Here is a 20,198-nt window from a genome sequence, read left to right as displayed (position 1 = left end):
CGTGAAGAACATCGCACGAATCATGTCCGCGGCCGTGGTCGCCTCCGCCGCACTGGCGACGGCGGCCTGCGGATCCGACGCGGCTCCCGCCCCGGCTCCGGCCCCCGAAACCGGCGTCACGGTCCGCGAGGTCATCCCCTCCGGCGCCGCGCGCTTCACCGTCACGAGCCCGGACATCGGCGCGGACAACACCTTCGGCCCGGACAATTTCGCCGCCGCCTTCGGCTGCACCGCCGCGAACAAGGTCCCCACCATCCGCTGGTCCGGCGCGCCCGCGGCCGCGAAGAGCTTCGCGATCACCATGTTCGACGCCGACGCCCCGACCGGCAGCGGCTTCTGGCACTGGATGACCTGGGACATCGCCTCGGGCGCAGCGGAATTCGAGCCGGGTGACGCCGCGGTGCAGGGCACCAACGACGCCGGGGCGACCGGCTACCTGGGCCCGTGCCCGCCCGCGGGCGACAGGGCGCACACCTACCGAATCACGGTGCTGGCCTTGGATACCGCACAACTGGGCGCCCCGGCCTCAACCTCACCCGCGGCGGCCTCGTTCTCGATGAGCGGCCACATCATCGGCGCGGGGCAGTTGACGGTGACCGCGCAGCGCCCTTGAACGGCTTCCGGCACCACAGCCGAAGTAGCCTGTACGGCAAAGGTTCTGAGTCATGGGGACGGGAATCGAACCCGCGCCTTCACACTGTCTGTGAGAGCTCTACCACTGAGCTACCCCATGCTCGCCTCACACTATCCGGCCTGCCGCGCAACGCGCGAGTGAATTAGACCGTTCCGGACGCGACGGGGCACGAAACAAGCGACCCCGCAGCCGATTCCGGCTGCGGGGTCGCTGTCGCGACGAGGCACTCGGCCCAGATGACCGGCACTCAGCCCAGATGCAGACGCTTCATCAGCCGCAGCGTCATGAGCGTGCTCTTGAGCTGCTTCTCGTACGGCATCCCCGCGCGCGCGGCCAGGATCTGCTTCTTCTGCACGCCGATGTTGATCGTGTCGGTGTACTTCAGGATCCCCGCCGCCCCGTGCCGGGTGCCGACGCCGGACGCCTTGACCCCGCCCGAGGGCGTGCCCTTGGCCGCGTAGGTGGTCACGAAGCCGTCGTTGATGTTGATCGCCCCGGAGTCGATCTTGGCGGCAATGCGCCCGGCCCGCTCCAGATCCCCCGCCCACACGCTGGCGTTGAGCCCGTACGCGGTGTCGTTGGCCAGGCGGATGCCCTCCTCGTCGGTGCCGAACTTGTAGATCGACACCACCGGCCCGAAGGTCTCGAGGGTGGCCAGGGACATGTCGGGGGTGACGTCGGTGAGCACGGTCGGCTCGTAGAACGCGGGGCCGATGTCGGGCCGGGGCTTGCCGCCGGTGACGATGGTCGCGCCCTTCTCCCGGGCTTCCTCGACGTGCGCGGAGACCCGCTCCATGTGCTCGACCGAGACCAGCGAGCCGATCTCGGGGTCGAAGTCGTAGGTGGCGCCGGCCTTGGCGCCCAGTTCGTCGGCCGCGGCGACGAATCGGCGCAGGAACTCGTCGTACACCTTCTCCTGCACATAGATTCGCTCGATGTGCATGCACGCCTGCCCGGTGTTGCCGAACACCGCGAAGGTGGCGCTGGGGATGCACTCGTCGAGGTTCACGTCGTCCAGCACCAGCATCGGGTTCTTGCCGCCGAGTTCGAGCGAACAGCCGATGAGGTTCTGCCCGGCCTGCGCGCCGATGGTGCGCCCGGTGTTGGTGGAGCCGGTGAACATGACGAAGTCGACGTTGTCGATGATCGTCGGGCCGACGTCGGGCCCGCCGCCGCACACGACCTGGACCAGCCCGCGCGGCAGCCCGGCCTTGTGCAGCAGTTCGATGCCGAACAGGGTGCACAGCGCGGTCTTGTTGTCCGGCTTGAGCACGAGCCCGTTGCCCGCCATGAGCGCGGGCGCGGAGTCGGACATGGAGATGGCGAAGGGGAAGTTCCACGGCGCGATGACCGCGACGACGCCCTTGGGCCGGTGCTCCTCGGTGGAGCTGGTGATGACCGGCATGGGCCCGCTGCGCTTGCGGGAGCGCAGGGTCTTCTTCGCGGTCTTGAGGTAGTGCGCGATGACCATCGGGGTGTCGCAGGCCTCTTCGATCGCCATGCGACGAGCCTTACCGCAGCCGATCTGAATCAGATCGGCGATGGTCTCGATCTCGGAGAGGATGAGTTCGTGAGCGCGTTCGAACACTTCGAGTCGCTGCTCGAGCGGGCGGCGGGCCCATTCGGCCTGCGCGGCGCGGGCGGTCTCGACGGCGAGGAGCACGTCCTCGGGCGAGGACTGCGGCAGCTGCCCGACAACGTCTCCGGTGTAGACCTCGATCATGTCGTACGGATCGCGGGCATCGCCCGCCTTGCCCGCGGTAACCATGGCGGTGAGCCGGTTGACCAGGGATTCCGTGACGCGTGGGGGCAGCTTGGCCCGGGAGCCGCGCTGCGTGCTCGTTGTGCTCATGGCGTTCTCTCCATAACTTGCCGCCCGTGACGGCGGTCACCCATGATCCAAACTAGAACACGTTATTGTTCAGGACAACGGCGCGGGGTACTTTCGTCCCCGAACACGCGGAAAGAAAGGTCGGCGATGACGACAGCCACGACTGAAACAAGTAGCAATACCGAGCCCCATGCCCTCGTGGAGCAGCGCGGGGCGACGCTCATCGTCACCATGAACCGCCCGAACTCTCGCAATGCTCTCACCGGCGAGATGCTCGCGATCATGACCGAGGCGTGGGAGCGCGTGGACAGCGATCCCACGATTCGCTCGTGCGTCCTGACCGGTGCGGGCGGCTCGTTCTGCGCGGGCGCGGACCTGAAGAACATGGCCAAGAACGACCCGAGCGCGGGCATGGCCAGCGGCAGCGTGTTCGATCCGACCCGCATGCCCGGTCTGCTCAAGGGTTACCGCCTGAGCAAGCCGCTGATCGCGGCGGTCGAGGGCCCGGCCATCGCCGGCGGCACCGAGATCCTGCAGGGCACCGACATCCGCATCGCCGGTGAGAGCGCCAAGTTCGGTGTCTCCGAGGCGAAGTGGAGCCTGTTCCCGATGGGCGGCTCGGCCGTGCGCCTGCCGCGCCAGATTCCGTACACCGTGGCCGCGGAGCTGCTGCTGACCGGCCGGCACATCACCGCCGCGGAGGCGCTCGGCTTCGGCCTCATCGGCCACGTGGTGCCGGACGGCACCGCGCTGGACAAGGCCCTGGAGATCGCCGAGCTGATCAACAACAACGGCCCGCTCGCCGTGCAGGCGATCCTCAAGGTCATTCGCGACACCGAGGGCCTGCACGAGGACGAGGCGTTCAAGATCGACGCCAAGGTCGGCCTGCCGGTCTTCCGCAGCCAGGACGCCAAGGAGGGCCCGCGCGCGTTCGCCGAGAAGCGCAAGCCCAATTTCACCGGCCAGTAAGAACTTTGGGGCGATCCCCGAATGAACGGGACCGCCGGGGGTTTCCCTTCTCTCCCCCGGCGGCCCCGACCCACCGGGCGCACCTCCACCCTGCAGGAGGTGCGCCTAGCGGGCGATGAGTTCCTCGCCGAGGAAGCCACCCGATTGATGACTCCACAGCTGCGCGTACATCCCTTCCGCGTGCAGCAGGTCATCGTGGGTGCCGGACTCGACGATTCGCCCGTGATCGAGCACCACCAGCCGATCCATACCGGCGACGGTGCTCAACCTGTGCGCGACCACCAGCGCCGTACGCCCATCCATCAGTTCCCAGAGCGCCTGCTGCACCAGCTTCTCGCTCTCGGAATCGAGGGCGCTGGTGGCCTCGTCCAGCAGCAGGATCGGCGCGTCCCGCAGGATCGCCCGCGCGAGGGCGACCCGCTGGCGTTGCCCGCCGGAGAGTTTCACACCGCGCTCGCCGAGCAGGGTCTCCATGCCCTGCGGTAGCGACTCGGCGAATTCGGTGACGTGCGCGGCCTCGGCGGCGCGCAGGATCTCCGCATCGCTGGCCCCGGGCCGGGCGAAGCGGATGTTCTCCCGCAACGTGCGGTGGAACATGGCCGGATCCTGTGGCACGTAGGCGATCTGGCTGCGCAACTCCTGCTGCCGCAACCGCGAGATGTCCTGCCCGCCGATGCTGATCGTCCCGCCGTCGACGTCCATCATGCGCAGCAGCAGCTGGGTGAGCGTGGTCTTGCCGCCGCCCGAGCGCCCGACCAGGCCCAGCTTGGTCCCGGCGGGGACGTCCAGATCCAGTCCGGCGAACAGCGGCTTGTTGCCCGCGTGCGCGAAGTCGACCCGATCGAAGCGCACGCCGGAACCCTTGGGCAGCAGCGGTTCCGGATCGGGCACGTCGACCACCGTCGGCGGCCGCAAAAGCAGTTCGGTGAACTGCGCCGCCTCGGTGAGCACGGTCTCCAGCCGCCGGTAGATCTGGTTGAACCGGAACATCAGCCCGGTCGCGTTCCAGTAGTAGGTGAAGGCCACCATGATCACTTCGACGCGCGCGTGCCCGCCGCCGATGTTCACCGCGATGAGCAGCCCGAGCACATTGGTGATCACCACCAGCGGCACGATGGCGGTGTCGATGCGCAGATTCGCGTAGTCCCAGGACCGAATGGCCTTGCGCCGCTGCCACGCGACCCGCCGCCGGTGTTCGGCCGCCTCCAGGGGTTCGGCCCCGAAGGCGCGCACCACCTGCATGATGGCCAGGCTGTCGGCGACGTGCCCGGACACCAGCGCGATGGCCGCCTCGCGGTCGTCGACCAGCTCCTGCCGGCGCCGGATGAGCGGGGTGATGACCAGGCAGGTCAGCGCGATCATCCCGATCAGCACCACCACCAGCATCGGGTCGTAGCGCCACAGCACCACCGCCGCGAAGGTCAGCGGCAGCAGGGCGGCCACGATCTCGAAGGCGATGGTGTCGACGAACTGCTCGAAGCGGGTGGCGAAGCTCAGCGCCCGCTTGGTGAGCGATCCGGCGAAGTTGTCGTGGAAGAACGCCGCGTCCTTGGCCAGCAGTTCGTCCATGGCGGTGATGTAGAGATTCTCGATGCCGTAGGCGTCGATCCGGTTGAGGCAGTGAATTCCTATGCGCCACAGTATTTCCGCGATCAGCAATATCGCGGCGAAGCCGATGACGAAGGGCGCGAGTGCGCCCGCGCCGGAGTCGCCGCCCGCGGCCACCCGTCCGACGAGGACGGCGACCAGCAGCGCGGCGATGTAGTTCTGACAGATGTTTCCGAGTGCCGGACCCAGCATGGCTATGGCCGACAACAACTTTCGTTTCTTGAATTCTCGCCCGTAATAGCGCAAAACCAGTTTCAACGCAGGCGCGCGTGAGCTCATCCGTCCCCTCTCTCGAATGGTGTTCGAGCAGTGCAGAAGGGATATCGTCCCGCGCGGGCGAGCGGCGGGCCAGCGAATATTAGCCGAAGAATAGCTACGAGAGAGTGGCGCTGGGCGATCGCAGAGCCCCGATCACCCAGCGCCGTTCGCGGTTCACCGGTCGGAGCACGAGCCGGTGTCCCGCACGACGAATTACTCCGTCGGCTTGACCATGCGAGCCACGACCCGGCGCAGGAAGCCGGGCGCGAAGCGCCGCACGAGGTAGGTGGGGTAGGCCTGACCGGGGAAGACGAACAGCGGATTGGCGGGTTTGGCCAGCGCCCGCTCCAGCGCGTCGACGACGGACTCGGGGCTCATGCCGCTCGCACCGCCCAGCACCGATTCGTTCTCCGCGCGCACCTTGTCCAGGAACGCGGTCTCCACGACCGGCGGGCACAGTCCGAGCAGGCGCACCCCGCTGTCCCGCAGTTCGTAGGACAGGCTCTCGATGAAGCCGATGACCGCGAACTTGGACGCCGAGTAGCCCGCCATGCCCGGCGAGGGCAGCCAGCCCGCGACCGAGGCGAACAGCACCACGGTGCCGGTCCCGGCCTGTTTCATGGCGGGGATGACGGCCTGGCACAGGTTCACGGTGCCGATGTAGTTGACGTCGATCATCTTCTTGATCTGCGCCACATCGTGATTCAGCGCCGACGCGTGCACGTGCGCCATGCCGGCGGCGTGCACGAGCCGGTCGATCGTGCCGAGTTCGCCGCGCACCTTGTCCACCACGGCGCGCACCTGTTCGGGGTCCGAGACGTCGCAGAGGTAGGTGTGGGTGTTGGGCGAGCGGTCCGCGGTGACCCGCAGGCCCTCGGGGTCGATGTCGAGGGCGGCGACCCGGTGGCCGGCGGCGGCCAGGCGCTGGGCGACGATGCGGCCCATGCCGCTGGCCGCACCGGTGACGAGGGCTGTCTGTGTCATCGGTTCTCCCAGGTCTGCAGTACCGTCGCGGCGTCCTCGAAAGTCATGCGCAGAGTGCCGATTCGGCTGGCGAACAGCGCGGGCTTGGGCAGCCCGAGTGCCCGCAGCTGCGCGGCGATCGGATGATCGCCGAGTTCGACCCGCGCGCCGCCCGGCCGTCCGCGCACCGCACCGGGATTCATCAGCCAGGGCGTGCGCCGCAGCACGCCGTTGCGTGAGGTGTAGGCGTCGATGGACGAACCGCCCGCGCCGCCTGGCATGGGCAGGCCGTCGGCCACGCGCAGGCCGATCACGAACTGCCCGTCGACCCGCACCTCGCAGCGGTGGCCGCCGCGCACGGGAGTGATGTCGATGTCGGCCATGAGCTTGGGGAAGCCCCAGATCGACTGGCCCGCTTCGCAGGTGAAGGACTGGTTCACCGGGAGCCAGTGGATGTAGGCCCCGGTGCTGTCCTTGCGCCCGGGCTGCCGCGTCATGAGCGAGAAGGCGAATTCGTGGTACGGGCCGAGATCGCCGTCGACGTAGCGCACGAAGGCCAGCGACAGGACCGCCCGACCGAGCGTGGCGAGCGGTTCCAGTCCGGTGCCGGCGACCAGGTCGCGGGCGGCGTCGAGATCGACCAGGAACAGCGCCGAGCTGGCGTCGGCCTGCCGAATCCGCACCGGCATCCGGACCTGTTCGCCCAGTACGGTATGCGCCTCTGCCATTCCCAAATTAGAACAGGTTGCAGTGACTTACGCCATAGGTTCCGGCCAGGTATCCCAATGGCCGGACCCTACTGTCGCGCCGGCTTCCAGAACCGGTTATCACACCTCGTGATCGGGGTCCCGGGATTCGGCGAGCGCCTTGGCCGCCCGATAGTCGGGCTTGCCGCTCGGGGTGCGGGCGACCGTGCCGACCACCCAGATCCGGCGCGGCAGTTTGTATCCCGCGAGATGGGTGCGCACGTGCTCGGCCAGCGCCGCGATGTCCACCGGACCCGAGGCCGCCGACACCACCGCGGCGACCTGCTGCCCCCAGCGCTCGTGCGGAAGGCCGATGACCACCGCGTCGTAGACCGCCGGATGCGCCTTCAGCACCGACTCGACCTCTTCCGGGAAGACCTTCTCGCCACCGGTGTTGATCACCATGTTGCCGCGCCCGATCAGGGTGATGGACCCGTCGTCCTCGACGCGCGCCCGATCGTCGGTGACGACCATGCGCCGCCCGTCCACGGTGCGGAAGAGCTTGCCGGTCTTGACCGGATCCTTGTAGTAGCCGATCGGCACGTTGCCGGTCTTGGCCAGCCAGCCCTCGTGGCCCGGCTCCACCGGCTGCCCCTGCTCGTCCACCACGACCGCGCCGCGGCCGGTGTTGACCCGGGGCGCGCGGGTCGGGTCGTCGTCCTTCTGCGCGAATCCGATGCCGCCGAAGCCGGTTTCGGAGGAGCCGATGGATTCGGTCACCAGGGTGCTCGGAAACAGTTCCAGCAGTTCGTTCTTCACCGGCTGGGTGAGCTGGGCGGCCCCGGAGCCGATGGACCACAGCGAGGCGGCGTCCACCGGCGCGGCCCGGTAGGCGTCGATGAGCGGGCGGGCCAGGGCGTCACCCGTGATGACCATGATGTTGGGCTGTTCCCGGGCCACCGTCGCCCAGATCCGCTCGGGGTCGAACCGCGGTTCGAACAGCACGGTGTTGCCCGACCACAGCGCGGTGAAGGTGGGCATCATGGCGGCGGCGTGGATGAGCGGGGGCAGCACGAACCAGCGGGTGGGCTGATTCTCGACGGCGGCGCGGGACTGCTGGTACTCGTCGGTCACCGGTTCGCCGGTGTAGAAGTCGATGCCGCCGCCCAGGACGCGCCACATGTCCTCCTGCCGCCACATGACGCCCTTGGGCAGTCCGGTGGTGCCGCCGGTGTACATGATGAACAGGTCGTCGGCGCTGCGCTCGTCGAAATCGCGGTCGGGGGAACAGTTCTCGATGGCCCACTCGTACGGGGTGGACCGGCTGGGCAGGCCGGTCCCGCCCTGCTCGTCCTCCACGACCAGCGCGTGCCGCAGCGTGGGCAACAGCGGGCGCACCTCTTCGATGACCGGGGCGTAGCAGCGGTGGTGCACCACCATTTCCAGGTCCGCGTTGTCGTAGACGTAGCGCAGTTCCTCGGCCCGGTATCGATAGTTGATGTTGATCGGCACGGCCCGGATCTTGAAGCAGGCCAGCAGCGTTTCGAGGGTCTCGATGCCGTTGTGCATATGGAAGCCGATGTGCGCGCCCGGGCGGGCGCCGGCGTCGAGGAAGTGGTGCGCGAGCCGGTTGGCCCGCGCGTCGAGTTCGGCGAAGGTGCGCCTGCGCTCCCCCTCGATGACGGCGAGGCGCTCGGGAACGGCGTCGGCGGCGTGTTCGTAGAGGTCGGCGAAGTTGCTGGCCACGGGTATCACTACTCCTCGGGCGCACCTGGTCGAGCTACAGGACGGTGAGCGGCAGGGGTGCGCCCCGATCCGTGAAGGTGAATGCCGCTCCGGTGCTGAAACGAGTGATCGCTACCTCGGTAGCTTCCCTGAACGGGGCGGCCGCGAGGGCGATTTCGACGGACAGGGTTCGATCGCGCACGACGCCGGCCCGGGTATGGAAGCGGGGGTTCACCCCGCGCACCAGCGCGTCGAGCGGCGCGAGCTGGTCGGCGGTGAGCAGTTGCGCCCAGGCCCCGTCCGCGATCGCGCCGCAGTCCTGCCCCAGCCGCAGGTGCAGAACCTGTTCTCCGGCATCGGATTCCACGGTGCGCAGGTCGAGATCCACGTAGGCCGACGGGTTGAGCGCCGGATGCAGGCGCAGGACCCGAGCCAGCGCGGCGAGGTCATCGCCGAGTCCCAGTGCGGTGCGCAGTCGTTCGGCGGTGAGTCCGGCGATACCGGCGAACTGCTTGCGCATGATCGCCAGGGCCGCCGCGGAATCCGCGCGCTCTTCCACCGCGTGCCGGAAGCCGAGGGTGAGCAGATGCTGTTGCAGGCACACCTCGTCGGCCATGCGGATCAGCGCCGAGCGGGAGAAGTCGCCGAAGCGCAGATCGTTCAGCAGCGGGCCCGCGTAGTCGGGCCGCCCCGGATCGGCGGGGTCGATCGCGGCCAGTTCCACCCGGGCGGCGCGCGAGGTCTCCAGCACCCGCGCCGACGCGGGCAGCTCGATCGGATCGATGTCCGGGTCGATCTCGACGGTCCACGCGCACACCGGTGTCCGGTCCGCGGGCACCCGGGGCGGCCGGTGCACCGGCCGCACCCGCGCCCGGGCGTTGGTGGCCCAGGCGGTGGCGTCGAAGGTGGGGTCCTCGATGTGGTGGCACATGCCGACCACGTAGTCCTCGCCCATGGGTTCCACGTCGGCGAGCGCGCCGCAGTGCGCGAGGTTGAACTCGCCGTGCCCGTGATCGCGCACCGTGTAGCGGAAGTCCATGAACTGCGGCGGCGCACCGATATCGAGCTGGAAGCCCTTGAAGATGGTCTCCACGCCGTCGCCGGTGATGCCCAGCGCGGCCCGCATGCGCCGCGTGTAGATCGGACTGGCCAGCCGCCATTCCTCGATGGCGACCTCGGTCATGCCCGCGCGGCCGAACGCGCCGATGGCGTGCGCCATGCCGGAGCGATCGATGAGGTGCCCGGTCAGCAGCAGCTCGGGCACCAGGATCGCCAGCTGCTCGCGGTCGAGCTCGTCGTATCTGCTGCGCGGCAGGGTGATCTCGCCGAGTTCGGCGGGGGACCGGGACATGGCGATTCCTTCAGTCGGCGGGGGTGTCTTCGTGCAGGGACAGGGCGCCGGTGGGGCAGTACCGCACGGCGGCGCGCGCCGCGGCGAGATCGGCGCCGGGGTCGGCGGCCAGCAGTTCGACCGTGCCGCGTTTGGGCACGCGGAAGAGTTCGGGCGCTTCGTCCTGGCAGACGGCGTGGCCCTGGCACAGGTCGCTGTCGACGACGAGTCGCATCACTCGCCCCCGGTGGCCTCGGCGACCGGGCGCAGCGGCGCTTCGGGCTGAACCTCGACCAGCACCAGGTGCGCCCCGCGCGGGGTGCCGACGACCGCGGCCACCGCCGCGGCGATGTCCGAGGCGCGCAGGAAGTACGGGTGCCGGGCGAAGCCCCACTTCACCCATTCCTCGAGCATGGGCCCGACCACCTCGGGTGCGGCCGTCATGCCCATGCCGGTCTGGGTCTGGCCCGGCCGCACGATGGACGAGCGCACGCCGGTGCCCTCGAGTTCCATCCGCAACTGCCGCGAGAACGCCTCGACCCCGAGTTTGGCCGCGTTGTACGCGCCGACGCTCGGCCGGGCCCGGTCGGCGCAGTCCGAGCCGATGACCACGAAATCCCCGCGCCTGCGCTCGATCATGCCGGGGATCACGCGGTGCGCAAGCCGCTGCGCGCCGACCAGATGCACCCGCAGCTGGTCCTCGAAGACCGCGGGATCCATGGCCCAGCCCGGCCCGAATTCGAGGTCGCCCGCCCCGGAGACCACGACTTCGATAGGGCCGAGCGCCTGTTCGGCGGCCTCGACGAACTCGTGCACCGACGCGGTGTCGCCGACGTCGAGCCGGTGCGCGAACGCCTCGCCCCCGTCGGCGCGAATCTTCTCCGCGAGGGTCTCGCAGATCTCGACCCGCCGGGCGCCCAGCGCCACCGGATAGCCCAGTTCGGCCAGCGCGGTCGCGGTGGCCGCGCCGATCCCGGAGGATGCCCCGGCGATCAGCACCGGGCGGCGCGCGGGATGTGGTGCGAAACGTGGCATTACCGAACCTCCACCGTCACGGGCAGTTTCGCGAAACCGCGCACGTTCACCGAGTGCACCCGTTCACTGCCGGGCCGCAGATCGTAGGCCGCGACCCGATCGGTGAACTCGCGCAACACGATTCCCGCCTCCAGTCGCGCCAGGTGCGCGCCCAGGCAGAAGTGCACGCCCTTGCCGAAGCTGATGAGCCCGCCCTTGTCGGCGCGCTCGATGTCGAAGCGATCGGGATCGTGGAAGGCCGAGGAGTCCCGGTTGGCCGCGCCGATCAGCAGCAGCACCTTGGATCCCTGCGGCAGGGTCCGGCCGTAGTACTCGAGGTCGACCGCCGCGGTGCGCGCCAGGATCTGGCTCGACGCGTCGTAGCGCAGCGTCTCCTCGACCCAGTCCCCCACCAGTTCGGGGTTCGCGGCGGCCTTGGCGTACTGCTCGGGATTGCGTCCCGCCCAGTACAGGGCGTTGCCGAGCAGTTTGGTGGTGGTCTCGTTGCCCGCCACGACCATCAGGAACATGAAGCCGAGGATCTCGTCGTCGGTGAGCTTGTCGCCGTCGGCCTCCACGTCCAGCAGCACCGAGGTCAGGTCGTCGGTGCGCTGTTTGCGGCGGATGGCCAGCATGTCGGCGTAATAGCCGATGAGGAAGATCGCGGCCTCCATGGCCGGGACCGGCACGTCGAGAACGCCTTCTTCGCGGTGCAGCAGCAGGTCGGCCTGCCGGCGCAGCTCGGCGCGGTCGGCCTCGGGCACGCCGAGCAGTTCGGAGATCACGTCCATGGGCAGCTTGCCCGCGACGTCGTCGATCCAGTCGAATTCGCCTGCGGCCAAGGCCGGTTCGAGGTGCTGCAGGGTGATCTCGCGTATGCGATCGGTCATCTCGGTGACCCGGCGGGGGGTGAAGCCCTGATAAACCAGTTTGCGCAGGCGCAGATGCGCGGGATCGTCCATGGCCAGGAACGACATGGTGCGATGCGCGTGCGGACCCCAGGCGGCGGGGTCCAGCGATACGCCGTTGGCGCTGGAGAGCCGGATGTTGTCGCGGAAGCCCGCGCCGACGTCGGCGTGCCGGGACAGGGCCCAGAAGTCGATCTCCGGATTGTGATAGATCGGCGCCTCGGCGCGCAGCCGCTCGTAGATGGGGTAGGGATCCTCGTGGACGCCGTAGTCGTACGGGTCGAACAGCAGCGGCTCGAGGGAGGCTGCGGTCATGGCTGGTGCACCTCGATTCGATAACGCGTTCATCGACTCTGATGAAGGCTGTCCAACCCGTGAGACACCTAGCTGGACATGTGTCCGTACACTACTGGCGCGGACGGGGCCTGACAATGGAAACCGAAAACTTCCCGCTCGCGGCGATCCCAGAACTGAAACATGTTCTTGCGCGCCTTCCGGACGCGAACCTATAGTTCCGTACACGTGTCCGGACAGCGTGGGAGCCGTGTCTTCCACGGCAAACGAGTGAATCGGTAAGGAACACTGAGAACAATGGCCGAGACCCCCTCCGTACGACCGCTGCACGCCGGCGAGGTCGAAACCTGGGACCATACGGCCGATGTGGTCGTGATCGGCTTCGGCGTCGCCGGGGCCTGCGCCGCCATCGAGGCCGCGCGTTCGGGCGCGGACACCCTCGTGCTCGAGCGCACCGGCGGCTGGGGCGGCGCGGCCGCCATGTCGGGCGGCTTCATCTACCTCGGCGGCGGCACCCCGCTGCAGCGCGCCCTCGGCTTCGAGGACACCGCCGAGAACATGGAGAAGTTCCTGACCGCCGCGCTCGGCCCCGGCGTGGACAAGGCCAAGATCCACGACTACTGCCAGGGCAGCGTGGAGCACTACAACTGGCTTGTCGCCCAGGGTGTTCCGTTCAAGGAGGAGTTCTGGGGCGAGCCCGGCTACGAGCCGCCGGCCGACCAGGGCCTGATGTTCTCCGGCGGCGAGAACGCCGCGCCGTTCAACACCATCGCCGATCCCGCGCCGCGCGGTCACCTCGCCTGGACCAAGGACAAGAAGCTGGGTGAGAAGGGCGGCGGCTACATGCTGATGGAGCCGCTCGCCCAGACGGCCGAAAAGCTGGGCGTGCGACACGAATACGACGTGCGCCTGCGCCGGCTCGTCGTGGACGACGCCGGTCGCGTCGTCGGCGTGGCCGCCACCCGCTACGGCAAGCCGGTGTACGTGCGCGCCGAGCGCGGCGTGGTGCTGGCCACCGGCAGCTTCGCCTACGCGCACGACATGGTCGAGCAGTTCGCGCCCAAGATCTTCGGCCGCCCCGCCGCCACCGTGGAGGAGCACGACGGCATCGGCATCCGGGTCGCGCAGGCCCTGGGCGCGGACGTGGCGCACATGGACGCCACCGAGGTCGCCCTCATCGCGGACCCGCAGGTGATCGTGCGCGGGATCCTGGTGAACGGGCGCGGCCAGCGCTTCGTCACCGAGGACACCTATCCCGGGCGGATGGGCCAGGCCGTGCTGCAGGACCAGGACAACCAGGCCTACCTGATCATCGACGAGACCGCGCTGGAAGCGGCGTTCGAGACCCTGTCCGCCATGTCGTTCCTGCGCATCGCGCCGACCTGGGTGGCCGAGACGGTCGCCGAGCTCGAGACCGAGATGGGACTGCCCGAGCACACCCTGTCCAGCACGATCGACCTGTACAACCATCACGCGGCGAACGGACAGGATCCGTTCCTGCACAAGAAGTCCGAGTGGGTCAAGCCCATCGGCAGCCCGCTCGGGGCCTACGACCTGCGCGGGTACACCGGCGGCTTCACCCTCGGCGGCCTGCGCACCGACCTGGATTCGCGCGTGCTGCACGTGGACGGCTCCGCGATCCCCGGCCTGTTCGCCGCGGGCCGGGTCACCTCGGGCATCTGCGCGGGCGGGTACGCCTCGGGCTGCTCGCTGGGTGACGGCAGCTTCTACGGCCGGCGCGCGGGCGTGGCCGCCGCGAAGAACAACTGAGACAGGAAGCGCTACATGCGATACGGCATCGTCCAATTCACCAGCGATCGCGGCATGACGCCGGCGGTGCTGGCCAAGGCGGCCGAGGAGCGCGGGTTCCGCTCGTTCTTCGTGCCCGAGCACACCCACATCCCGGTGAAACGTGAAGCGGCGCATCCGCTCACGGGCGGCGCGGAGCTGCCCGACGACCGGTACACCCGCACCCTGGACCCCTGGGTGGCCCTGGCCACCGCGGCGGCGGTGACCTCGAGCATCGAGCTGTCCACCGCGGTGGCGCTGCCCACCGAGAGCGATCCCATCACCCTCGCCAAAACCATTGCGACGCTGGACCATCTGTCCGGCGGCCGGGTCACCGTCGGCGCCGGGTTCGGCTGGAACACCGACGAGCTCACCGATCACGGCATCCCCGGCAACAAGCGGCGCACCGCGCTGCGCGAGTACATGGAGGCCATGCGCGCGCTGTGGACCCAGGAGGAGGCGAGCTACTCCGGTGAGTTCGTGTCCTTCGGGCCGAGTTGGGCGTGGCCCAAGCCGGTGCAGTCGCACGTCCCGCTGCTGATCGGCGCGGGCGGCACCGACAAGACCTTCAAGTGGATCGCGAAGTCCGCCGACGGCTGGATCACCACCCCGTACGAATCCGACGTGCAGGCGTCCACGGCGCTGCTCTACAAGCACTGGCAGGAAGCCGGTCGCACCGGAACCCCGCGCGTGGTGGCACTGGACGGCAAGCCCGACCCGGAGAAGCTGACCCGCTGGGCCGCGGCCGGGGTGACCGACGCGCTGTACGGGGTGCCGGAGAAATCCGACGCCGAGGTCTTCGCCTACCTGGATCGACTGGCGGCCAAACTCGAAGCCTTCGGCATCGACGCCTGAGCGACCCGCCGCCTTCGAATACCACTCTCCCCCGGTAAGTTTCGCCTGCCCCCGAAAGGCTGTGACGTGCGTATCGCCCTGCTGTCCTACCGCAGCAAGACCCACTGTGGGGGCCAGGGGGTCTACGTGCGCTACCTGAGCCGGGGCCTGGCGGAACTCGGGCACGAGGTCGAGGTGTTCTCGGGACAGCCGTACCCGGAACACCTGGACCCGCGCGTCCGGCTCACCGAGGTGCCGAGCCTGGATCTGTACCGCGACGAGGACCCCTTCCGCACCCCGGCGCCGGGCGAGATCCGGGACGGGATCGATCTGCTCGAACTCGCCACCATGTGGACCGCGGGCTTCCCCGAACCGCGCACCTTCAGCCTGCGCGCGGCCCGGGTGCTGCGCGAGCGCGCCGCGGAATTCGATGTGGTGCACGACAATCAGTGCCTGGGCTCCGGCCTGCTCGACATCGCCGGGCACCTGCCGCTGGTGGCCACCATCCACCATCCCATCACCCGCGACCGCGCGGTGGATCTCGCGGCCGCGCCGTGGCGGCGAAAACCGTTCCTGCGCCGCTGGTACGGGTTCCTGGGCATGCAGCGCCGGGTGGCCCGGCGGATTCCCGAACTGATCACCGTCTCCTCGTCCTCGGCCGCCGACATCGTGACCGACTTCGGGGTGCTGCCCGAACAGCTGCGCACGGTGCCGCTCGGGGTGGACACCGACCTGTTCCGGCCCCGCGACGTACCGCGCGTGCCCGGCCGCGTCGTCGCGGTGGCCAGTGCCGACAAGCCGCTCAAGGGCATCGCGCACCTGCTGCACGCCGTCGCGCGGCTGCGCGGGGAACACGAGATCGAACTGCGGCTGGTCGCCAGACTCGAGCCGAACGGGCCGACCGAGAAGCTCATCGCCGAACTCGGTCTCGCCGATATCGTGACCGCGGCCGGCGGACTGTCCGACACCGAACTCGCCGAACTGCTGGCCTCGGCCGAGATCGCCTGCATCCCCTCGATGTACGAGGGCTTCTCGCTCCCGGCGGTCGAGGCCATGGCCAGCGGCACGCCCCTGGTGGCCAGCCGGGCCGGGGCGCTGCCGGAGGTGACGGGCGACTGCGCCGAATTGGTGGAACCCGGCAATGTCGGCGAATTGACCCGGGTGCTGGGCGAATTGCTCGACTCACCCGAACGACGGCATGCGCTGGGCCGCGCCGGACGCCACCGGGCGCTCACCATTTTCAGCTGGGAAGCCGTTGCCGCGCAGACGGTGTCCGTGTACGAACATGCCATTGCCCGTCACGGATCCCGCCCGGCCATCGCCGCCATCGGTATCCGCCCCGCCAGCCCCCAGGAGGCGCACACATGCTGACCGTCGACTTCGATCGCCTGGGCGTCGGCCCGGGCACCCGCGTCATCGATGTGGGGTGCGGGGCCGGTCGGCATTCGTTCGAGGCGTATCGCCGGGGCGCGGACGTGGTGGCCTTCGACCAGAACGCCGATGATCTGGCCGAGGTGGAGACCATGTTCGGCGCGATGGCCGAGGTCGGGGAGGCGCCGGACTACGCCAAGGCCGAGACCGTGCGCGGCGACGCGCTCGACCTGCCCTACGGCGAGGGCGAATTCGACGTGGTCATCGCCTCGGAGATCCTCGAGCACGTACCGCAGGACGGGCGGGCCATCGCCGAACTGGTGCGGGTGCTCAAACCCGGTGGCTCCCTGGCCATCACGGTGCCGCGCTGGCTGCCCGAGCGCATCTGCTGGGCGCTCTCGGACAGGTACCACGCCAACGAGGGCGGGCACGTGCGCATCTACAAGGCCGACGAACTGCGCGCCATGGTCACCGCGCGGGGTGTGCGATTCATCCACAGCTCGCACGCGCACGCGCTGCACGCGCCGTACTGGTGGCTCAAATGCGCGGTCGGGGTGGACAACGACAAGAACGCGCTGGTGAGCGCCTACCACCGAATGCTGGTGTGGGACATGATGTCCGCGCCCGCGCTCACCCGCACCGCCGAACGCCTGCTCGATCCGCTCATCGGCAAGAGCGTGGCGCTGTACTTCGCGAAGCCGGCGGTCCGCAGTGCCGCCCGCTGACCTACCCGAGATCCCCGGGGTCCTGAGCGCCCGCCAGGCGCTGGCCACGGCCGAGGCCATCGCCGCCACCCAGGAACCCGACGGCGCGCTGCCGTGGTTCACCGGCGGGCACACCGACCCCTGGGATCACCTCGAGAACGCCATGGCGCTCACCACCGCGGGCCTGTGGGAGCAGGCCCGCGCGGCCTACCTGTGGTCGGCGAAGACCCAGCGCGCGGACGGCTCCTGGCCCACGCAGTTCCGCGCCGGGGTGATCGAGAACCACGACAGCGACACCAATTTCTGCGCCTATCTCGCCACCGGGGTGCTGCACTACCTCACCAGCACCGGCGACGCGGAGTTCGCGAACGAGATGTGGCCGGTGGTGCGCGCGGGCATCGACTTCGTACTGCGCGCGCAACTCGGGCACTTCGGCGAAATCCACTGGTCCGTGGGCGCTTCGGGCACCTCCGGCGAGGCCCTGCTCACCGGCTGCTCCAGCATCTTCCACAGTCTGCGCTGCGCGCTGGCGCTGGCCGCGCACGCCCGCGATCCGCAACCCGAGTGGGAGGTGGCCGCGCTGCGGCTGGGCCACGCCCTGCGCGCGCATCCCGAGGCCTTCCTGGACAAGGACCGCTACTCCATGGATTGGTACTACCCGATCCTGGGCGGCGCGATCCGCGGCCCGGACGGGTACGACCGAATCGCCTCCCGCTGGGATGATTTCGTCGTCACCGACCTCGGCATCCGCTGCGTCTCGGACCAGCCGTGGGTCACCGGCGCGGAGACGTGCGAACTGGTGCTGGCCCTGGACGCGCTCGGCGATCACCGCCGCGCGCTGGCGCTGTTCACGAACATGCAGCACCTGCGCGAGACCGACGGCTCCTACTGGACCGGCCTGGTCTTCGCCGACGGCAAACGCTGGCCCGAGGAACGCACCACCTGGACCGCCGCCGCGATGCTGCTGGCCGCCGACGCCCTGTCCCGAACCACCCCCGCCAACAACATCTTCCGCGACCTGCTCCCCCCACCGACCCGAACGACCCGCGCCTGCGACTGCGCCGCCACCGTCCCCCGCCCCTGACCCCCTGCCCCGCCGAGCCGCGCGACGCCCCGGCCGGATCGCTCCGGCACCGCCCGGCGAAAGTCCCCCGCGGCGGCGGGTGTCGGCCGCCGGGTGGTCAGAGGGGTTGACGGGGCGGGGCGGGTGGCGCGGGTGGCGCCACCGCAGCTGGCTGGTGAATCGGGAGCAATCGGCGGGCCGGGGTGGGTGCGGGCGCGCACGGCAAGGGGCGAAACCCGCCCTGCGCGAGTGGGGGTGGCGGTTATGCTCGCGCGGTGGGTGGTGTGATCGGCGGGCCGGAACACTCGGGGCCCGAGCAGCATTCGAGATCCTCGGCGCTTCACGACGGGCCGGGTGGCCCGGGATCGGCTGCCGGAGCGGTGCACCCGGAACAGTTCGGGCCGCTGGCGCCGATGCCCTTCCTGGTCGATCCGGACGCGGTGTACGTCGCCCGCGCGAGCACGCCCGAGATGCTGGCGGCGGCGGGGGCCGGGTACCCCTCCAGGCGGCTGGCCCGCTGGTCCACCGGGGCCGGAATCCTCACGGTGGCATGCCTTTTCCTGGCCACGCTGTGGGGCTGGATCGGCGCGGGAATCGGGCTGGCGCTGTGCGTGCTGCTGTGGTGGCGGCTCCCGGGCCGCAAGCGGCGGCGCGCCGAGTCCGAGGCGTTCTGGCGGACCCTGGCCGGGCCCGGCACCGTCATGGCCACCCGTTTCGGACCCGAATCGTTCGACGTGCAGATCGGCGACGGTCATCATCGGCGAGTGCGGTACGCGGGCATCTCACGGTTGCGCGTCGACGATCGCACGGTGCTGTTCACCCGGGACGATCTGCTGCACGCCTATCCGCGAGAGTTGTTCCCGCAGGAGGTGATCGACCTGCTCGAGATGGTGTCCGCAGGCGCTCCCGACCAGGCCACCCTGCCCCGCCCGCCGCTGCCGCCCATCCCCCCGCTCGACGGTCCCACCGCCACCTTCACGGTCCGGCCCGGCACCGCGCGGCGCATCGCGGAGACCCTCGAGAAGGAGAACTCCCTCGGCCTGCGCGGTCTGCTGCTCATCGTGGCGGCGCCGTATCTGCCGCTGCTGTGGTTCCTGCGCGGCTGGACCGCGGTCGCCATCGCGCTCGGCGTCATCGCGGTGCTCGTTCCGGCGCAGATGCTGCGCTCCCGCTACACGATTCGCCGCGTGACGGCGGATCTCGAACGCGACATGCCCCCGGGAACGAGCATGGCCACCCGCTTCGGTCCCGACGCCTTCGACATCCACATCGGCCCCAGCCGCACCCGCTTCCGCTACGACTGGCTCGGGAATGTGGCCGTGCTCGACAGCGTCGTGCGCATCGACAGCACCCTGTCGCAGAGCTTCCCCCGCCAGCTGTTCCCGCCCCCGACCCTGGCCCACCTCGACGCCATGCGCCCGCACCCCGAGCGAAAACGCCGCGTGCGCATGTGATTCCGCGGCGGCGAAGCCGATCGGCCCGGCTGCCGGCAGCAACCTCACACCCGCGGGCGCACCGCGATCAGTTGCAGGCGGCGGTGCGCTGCAGGATGCGCAGCGAACCGGTGACCGAGAGCTCGCGGAACTTCCCGCTGTCCATGGCCCGGCGATAGATGTTGTACGGCGCCTGCCCGCCGTCGGCCGGGTCGGGGAACACGTCGTGAATGGCCAGCAGTCCGCCGCCCGCCACCCAGTGCGCCCAGTTGTCGTAGTCGCGCTGGGCCGCTTCCTCGGTGTGCCCGCCGTCGATGAACAGCAGGCGCAGCGGGGTGCGCCAGGTCCGGGCGACCGTCGCCGAGGAGCCGATCACGCCGACGACCGTGTCGGTCAGCCCGGCGCGGACGATGGTGCGGCGGAACTCCGTCACCGTGTCGAAGACCCCGGTCTCGGGATCGACGAGGGTGGTGTCGTGGTACTCCCAGCCCGGCTGATGCTCCTCCGAACCACCGTGGTGATCGACGGTGTACACGACGGCCCCGGTCTCGCGGGCGGCCGCGCCCAGATAGACGGCGGATTTGCCGCAGTACGTGCCGATCTCCAGGATCACACCGTCCCCGGCGTAGGCGCGGGCGGCTTCGTAGAGCGCCCGGCCCTCGTGCGGCGGCATGAATCCGCGCGCCTCGTCCGCGAAGGTGAGCAATTCGCCGGTCGCGGCGGATGTTTCGGCCTGCGTCATTCGAAAACCTTTCTGGGACAACCGGATCGATGCGCAACACACA

Annotated in this window: 18 protein-coding genes and 1 tRNA gene; 8 read left to right on the top strand and 11 right to left on the bottom strand. The window is 69.7% G+C overall.

Features of this window, described 5'->3' with window-relative positions; genetic code table 11:
- Position 1 precedes the first annotated feature (1 nt).
- The gene (locus tag ACFVBH_RS34630; protein WP_379008249.1) at positions 2–613 is read left to right on the top strand and encodes a YbhB/YbcL family Raf kinase inhibitor-like protein; all 612 of its coding nucleotides are present in this window, start codon (positions 2–4) and stop codon (positions 611–613) included.
- Positions 614–663: 50 nt separating this feature from the next.
- Here the strand turns inward: ACFVBH_RS34630 and ACFVBH_RS34625 are convergent.
- Together ACFVBH_RS34625 and ACFVBH_RS34620 are read right to left on the bottom strand one after the other, a co-directional pair.
- A tRNA-Val gene (locus ACFVBH_RS34625) sits at positions 664–733 on the bottom strand.
- Between the two features lie 148 nt (positions 734–881).
- The gene (locus ACFVBH_RS34620; RefSeq protein WP_354988387.1) at positions 882–2,486 is read right to left on the bottom strand and encodes a succinic semialdehyde dehydrogenase; all 1,605 of its coding nucleotides are present in this window, start codon (positions 2,484–2,486) and stop codon (positions 882–884) included.
- 126 nt (positions 2,487–2,612) lie between these two features.
- Here ACFVBH_RS34620 and ACFVBH_RS34615 point away from each other — a divergent pair, with 126 nt between their 5' ends.
- Complete coding sequence (locus ACFVBH_RS34615) at positions 2,613–3,434, top strand: crotonase/enoyl-CoA hydratase family protein (protein WP_354988388.1); 822 nt, start codon at positions 2,613–2,615, stop codon at positions 3,432–3,434.
- Positions 3,435–3,539: 105 nt separating this feature from the next.
- Here the strand turns inward: ACFVBH_RS34615 and ACFVBH_RS34610 are convergent, their stop codons facing one another.
- From ACFVBH_RS34610 to ACFVBH_RS34575, 8 genes are all read right to left on the bottom strand, one after another.
- Positions 3,540–5,252, bottom strand: coding sequence for an ABC transporter ATP-binding protein (locus ACFVBH_RS34610; protein ID WP_379008245.1), 1,713 nt, complete (start codon positions 5,250–5,252; stop codon positions 3,540–3,542).
- A 261-nt stretch (positions 5,253–5,513) separates the two neighbouring features.
- Positions 5,514–6,284, bottom strand: coding sequence for an SDR family NAD(P)-dependent oxidoreductase (locus ACFVBH_RS34605; RefSeq protein ID WP_379008243.1), 771 nt, complete (start codon positions 6,282–6,284; stop codon positions 5,514–5,516).
- Positions 6,281–6,991 carry an acetoacetate decarboxylase family protein gene (locus tag ACFVBH_RS34600; RefSeq protein ID WP_379008239.1) on the bottom strand — a complete coding sequence of 237 codons (711 nt, stop codon included), beginning with the start codon at positions 6,989–6,991 and terminating at the stop codon, positions 6,281–6,283. Before ACFVBH_RS34600 ends, ACFVBH_RS34605 begins: the two co-directional genes overlap by 4 nt.
- A gap of 99 nt (positions 6,992–7,090) precedes the next feature.
- Positions 7,091–8,695 (bottom strand): acyl-CoA synthetase, encoded by a 1,605-nt coding sequence (locus tag ACFVBH_RS34595; RefSeq protein ID WP_354988392.1) that lies wholly within the window; start codon positions 8,693–8,695, stop codon positions 7,091–7,093.
- A gap of 34 nt (positions 8,696–8,729) precedes the next feature.
- Positions 8,730–10,025: a hypothetical protein gene (locus tag ACFVBH_RS34590; protein WP_379008236.1), complete on the bottom strand. Its 1,296-nt coding sequence runs from the start codon at positions 10,023–10,025 to the stop codon at positions 8,730–8,732.
- A gap of 10 nt (positions 10,026–10,035) precedes the next feature.
- A complete protein-coding gene (locus ACFVBH_RS34585) occupies positions 10,036–10,239 on the bottom strand; it encodes a ferredoxin (RefSeq protein ID WP_354988394.1) in 204 nt (67 codons plus the stop codon).
- A complete protein-coding gene (locus ACFVBH_RS34580; RefSeq protein ID WP_354988395.1) occupies positions 10,239–11,039 on the bottom strand; it encodes an SDR family oxidoreductase in 801 nt (266 codons plus the stop codon). The genes ACFVBH_RS34585 and ACFVBH_RS34580 overlap by 1 nt, the downstream gene beginning before the upstream one ends.
- The gene (locus ACFVBH_RS34575; RefSeq protein WP_379008232.1) at positions 11,039–12,241 is read right to left on the bottom strand and encodes a cytochrome P450; all 1,203 of its coding nucleotides are present in this window, start codon (positions 12,239–12,241) and stop codon (positions 11,039–11,041) included. Before ACFVBH_RS34575 ends, ACFVBH_RS34580 begins: the two co-directional genes overlap by 1 nt.
- A 276-nt stretch (positions 12,242–12,517) precedes the next feature.
- Here ACFVBH_RS34575 and ACFVBH_RS34570 point away from each other — a divergent pair, with 276 nt between their 5' ends.
- From ACFVBH_RS34570 to ACFVBH_RS34545, 6 genes are all read left to right on the top strand, one after another.
- Complete coding sequence (locus tag ACFVBH_RS34570; protein WP_354988397.1) at positions 12,518–13,990, top strand: FAD-dependent oxidoreductase; 1,473 nt, start codon at positions 12,518–12,520, stop codon at positions 13,988–13,990.
- A 15-nt stretch (positions 13,991–14,005) separates the two neighbouring features.
- A complete protein-coding gene (locus tag ACFVBH_RS34565; RefSeq protein WP_354988398.1) occupies positions 14,006–14,863 on the top strand; it encodes an LLM class F420-dependent oxidoreductase in 858 nt (285 codons plus the stop codon).
- 66 nt (positions 14,864–14,929) lie between these two features.
- Positions 14,930–16,213, top strand: a complete 1,284-nt coding sequence (locus ACFVBH_RS34560; RefSeq protein ID WP_379008228.1) for a glycosyltransferase family 4 protein — start codon at positions 14,930–14,932, stop codon at positions 16,211–16,213.
- A complete protein-coding gene (locus tag ACFVBH_RS34555; RefSeq protein ID WP_354988400.1) occupies positions 16,207–16,938 on the top strand; it encodes a methyltransferase domain-containing protein in 732 nt (243 codons plus the stop codon). Before ACFVBH_RS34560 ends, ACFVBH_RS34555 begins: the two co-directional genes overlap by 7 nt.
- A complete protein-coding gene (locus ACFVBH_RS34550) occupies positions 16,925–18,001 on the top strand; it encodes a prenyltransferase (RefSeq protein ID WP_379008225.1) in 1,077 nt (358 codons plus the stop codon). The genes ACFVBH_RS34555 and ACFVBH_RS34550 overlap by 14 nt, the downstream gene beginning before the upstream one ends.
- Before the next feature lie 254 nt (positions 18,002–18,255).
- Positions 18,256–19,434 (top strand): hypothetical protein, encoded by a 1,179-nt coding sequence (locus tag ACFVBH_RS34545; RefSeq protein WP_354988402.1) that lies wholly within the window; start codon positions 18,256–18,258, stop codon positions 19,432–19,434.
- Positions 19,435–19,501: 67 nt separating this feature from the next.
- Here ACFVBH_RS34545 and ACFVBH_RS34540 read toward each other — a convergent pair whose 3' ends face one another.
- On the bottom strand, positions 19,502–20,155 hold the full coding sequence (locus ACFVBH_RS34540) for a class I SAM-dependent methyltransferase (RefSeq protein ID WP_354988403.1): 654 nt from the start codon (positions 20,153–20,155) through the stop codon (positions 19,502–19,504).
- Between the last annotated feature and the right edge of the window lie 43 nt (positions 20,156–20,198).

Origin of the sequence: Nocardia sp. NPDC057668 (genome assembly GCF_042799795.1) — a bacterium.
Taxonomy (GTDB): domain Bacteria; phylum Actinomycetota; class Actinomycetes; order Mycobacteriales; family Mycobacteriaceae; genus Nocardia.
Note: the sequence above shows the minus strand (reverse complement) of the source record. Positions and strands in the feature narration are given on the sequence as shown.

Coding starts and splice junctions, on each gene's coding strand:
- ACFVBH_RS34620 (WP_354988387.1), bottom strand. CDS start 2,486: ATGAGCACAACGAGCACGCAGCGCGGCTCCCGGGCCAAGCTGCCCCCA.
- ACFVBH_RS34615 (WP_354988388.1), top strand. CDS start 2,613: ATGACGACAGCCACGACTGAAACAAGTAGCAATACCGAGCCCCATGCC.
- ACFVBH_RS34605 (WP_379008243.1), bottom strand. CDS start 6,284: ATGACACAGACAGCCCTCGTCACCGGTGCGGCCAGCGGCATGGGCCGC.
- ACFVBH_RS34600 (WP_379008239.1), bottom strand. CDS start 6,991: ATGGCAGAGGCGCATACCGTACTGGGCGAACAGGTCCGGATGCCGGTG.
- ACFVBH_RS34590 (WP_379008236.1), bottom strand. CDS start 10,025: ATGTCCCGGTCCCCCGCCGAACTCGGCGAGATCACCCTGCCGCGCAGC.
- ACFVBH_RS34585 (WP_354988394.1), bottom strand. CDS start 10,239: ATGCGACTCGTCGTCGACAGCGACCTGTGCCAGGGCCACGCCGTCTGC.
- ACFVBH_RS34580 (WP_354988395.1), bottom strand. CDS start 11,039: ATGCCACGTTTCGCACCACATCCCGCGCGCCGCCCGGTGCTGATCGCC.
- ACFVBH_RS34575 (WP_379008232.1), bottom strand. CDS start 12,241: ATGACCGCAGCCTCCCTCGAGCCGCTGCTGTTCGACCCGTACGACTAC.
- ACFVBH_RS34570 (WP_354988397.1), top strand. CDS start 12,518: ATGGCCGAGACCCCCTCCGTACGACCGCTGCACGCCGGCGAGGTCGAA.
- ACFVBH_RS34565 (WP_354988398.1), top strand. CDS start 14,006: ATGCGATACGGCATCGTCCAATTCACCAGCGATCGCGGCATGACGCCG.
- ACFVBH_RS34555 (WP_354988400.1), top strand. CDS start 16,207: ATGCTGACCGTCGACTTCGATCGCCTGGGCGTCGGCCCGGGCACCCGC.
- ACFVBH_RS34540 (WP_354988403.1), bottom strand. CDS start 20,155: ATGACGCAGGCCGAAACATCCGCCGCGACCGGCGAATTGCTCACCTTC.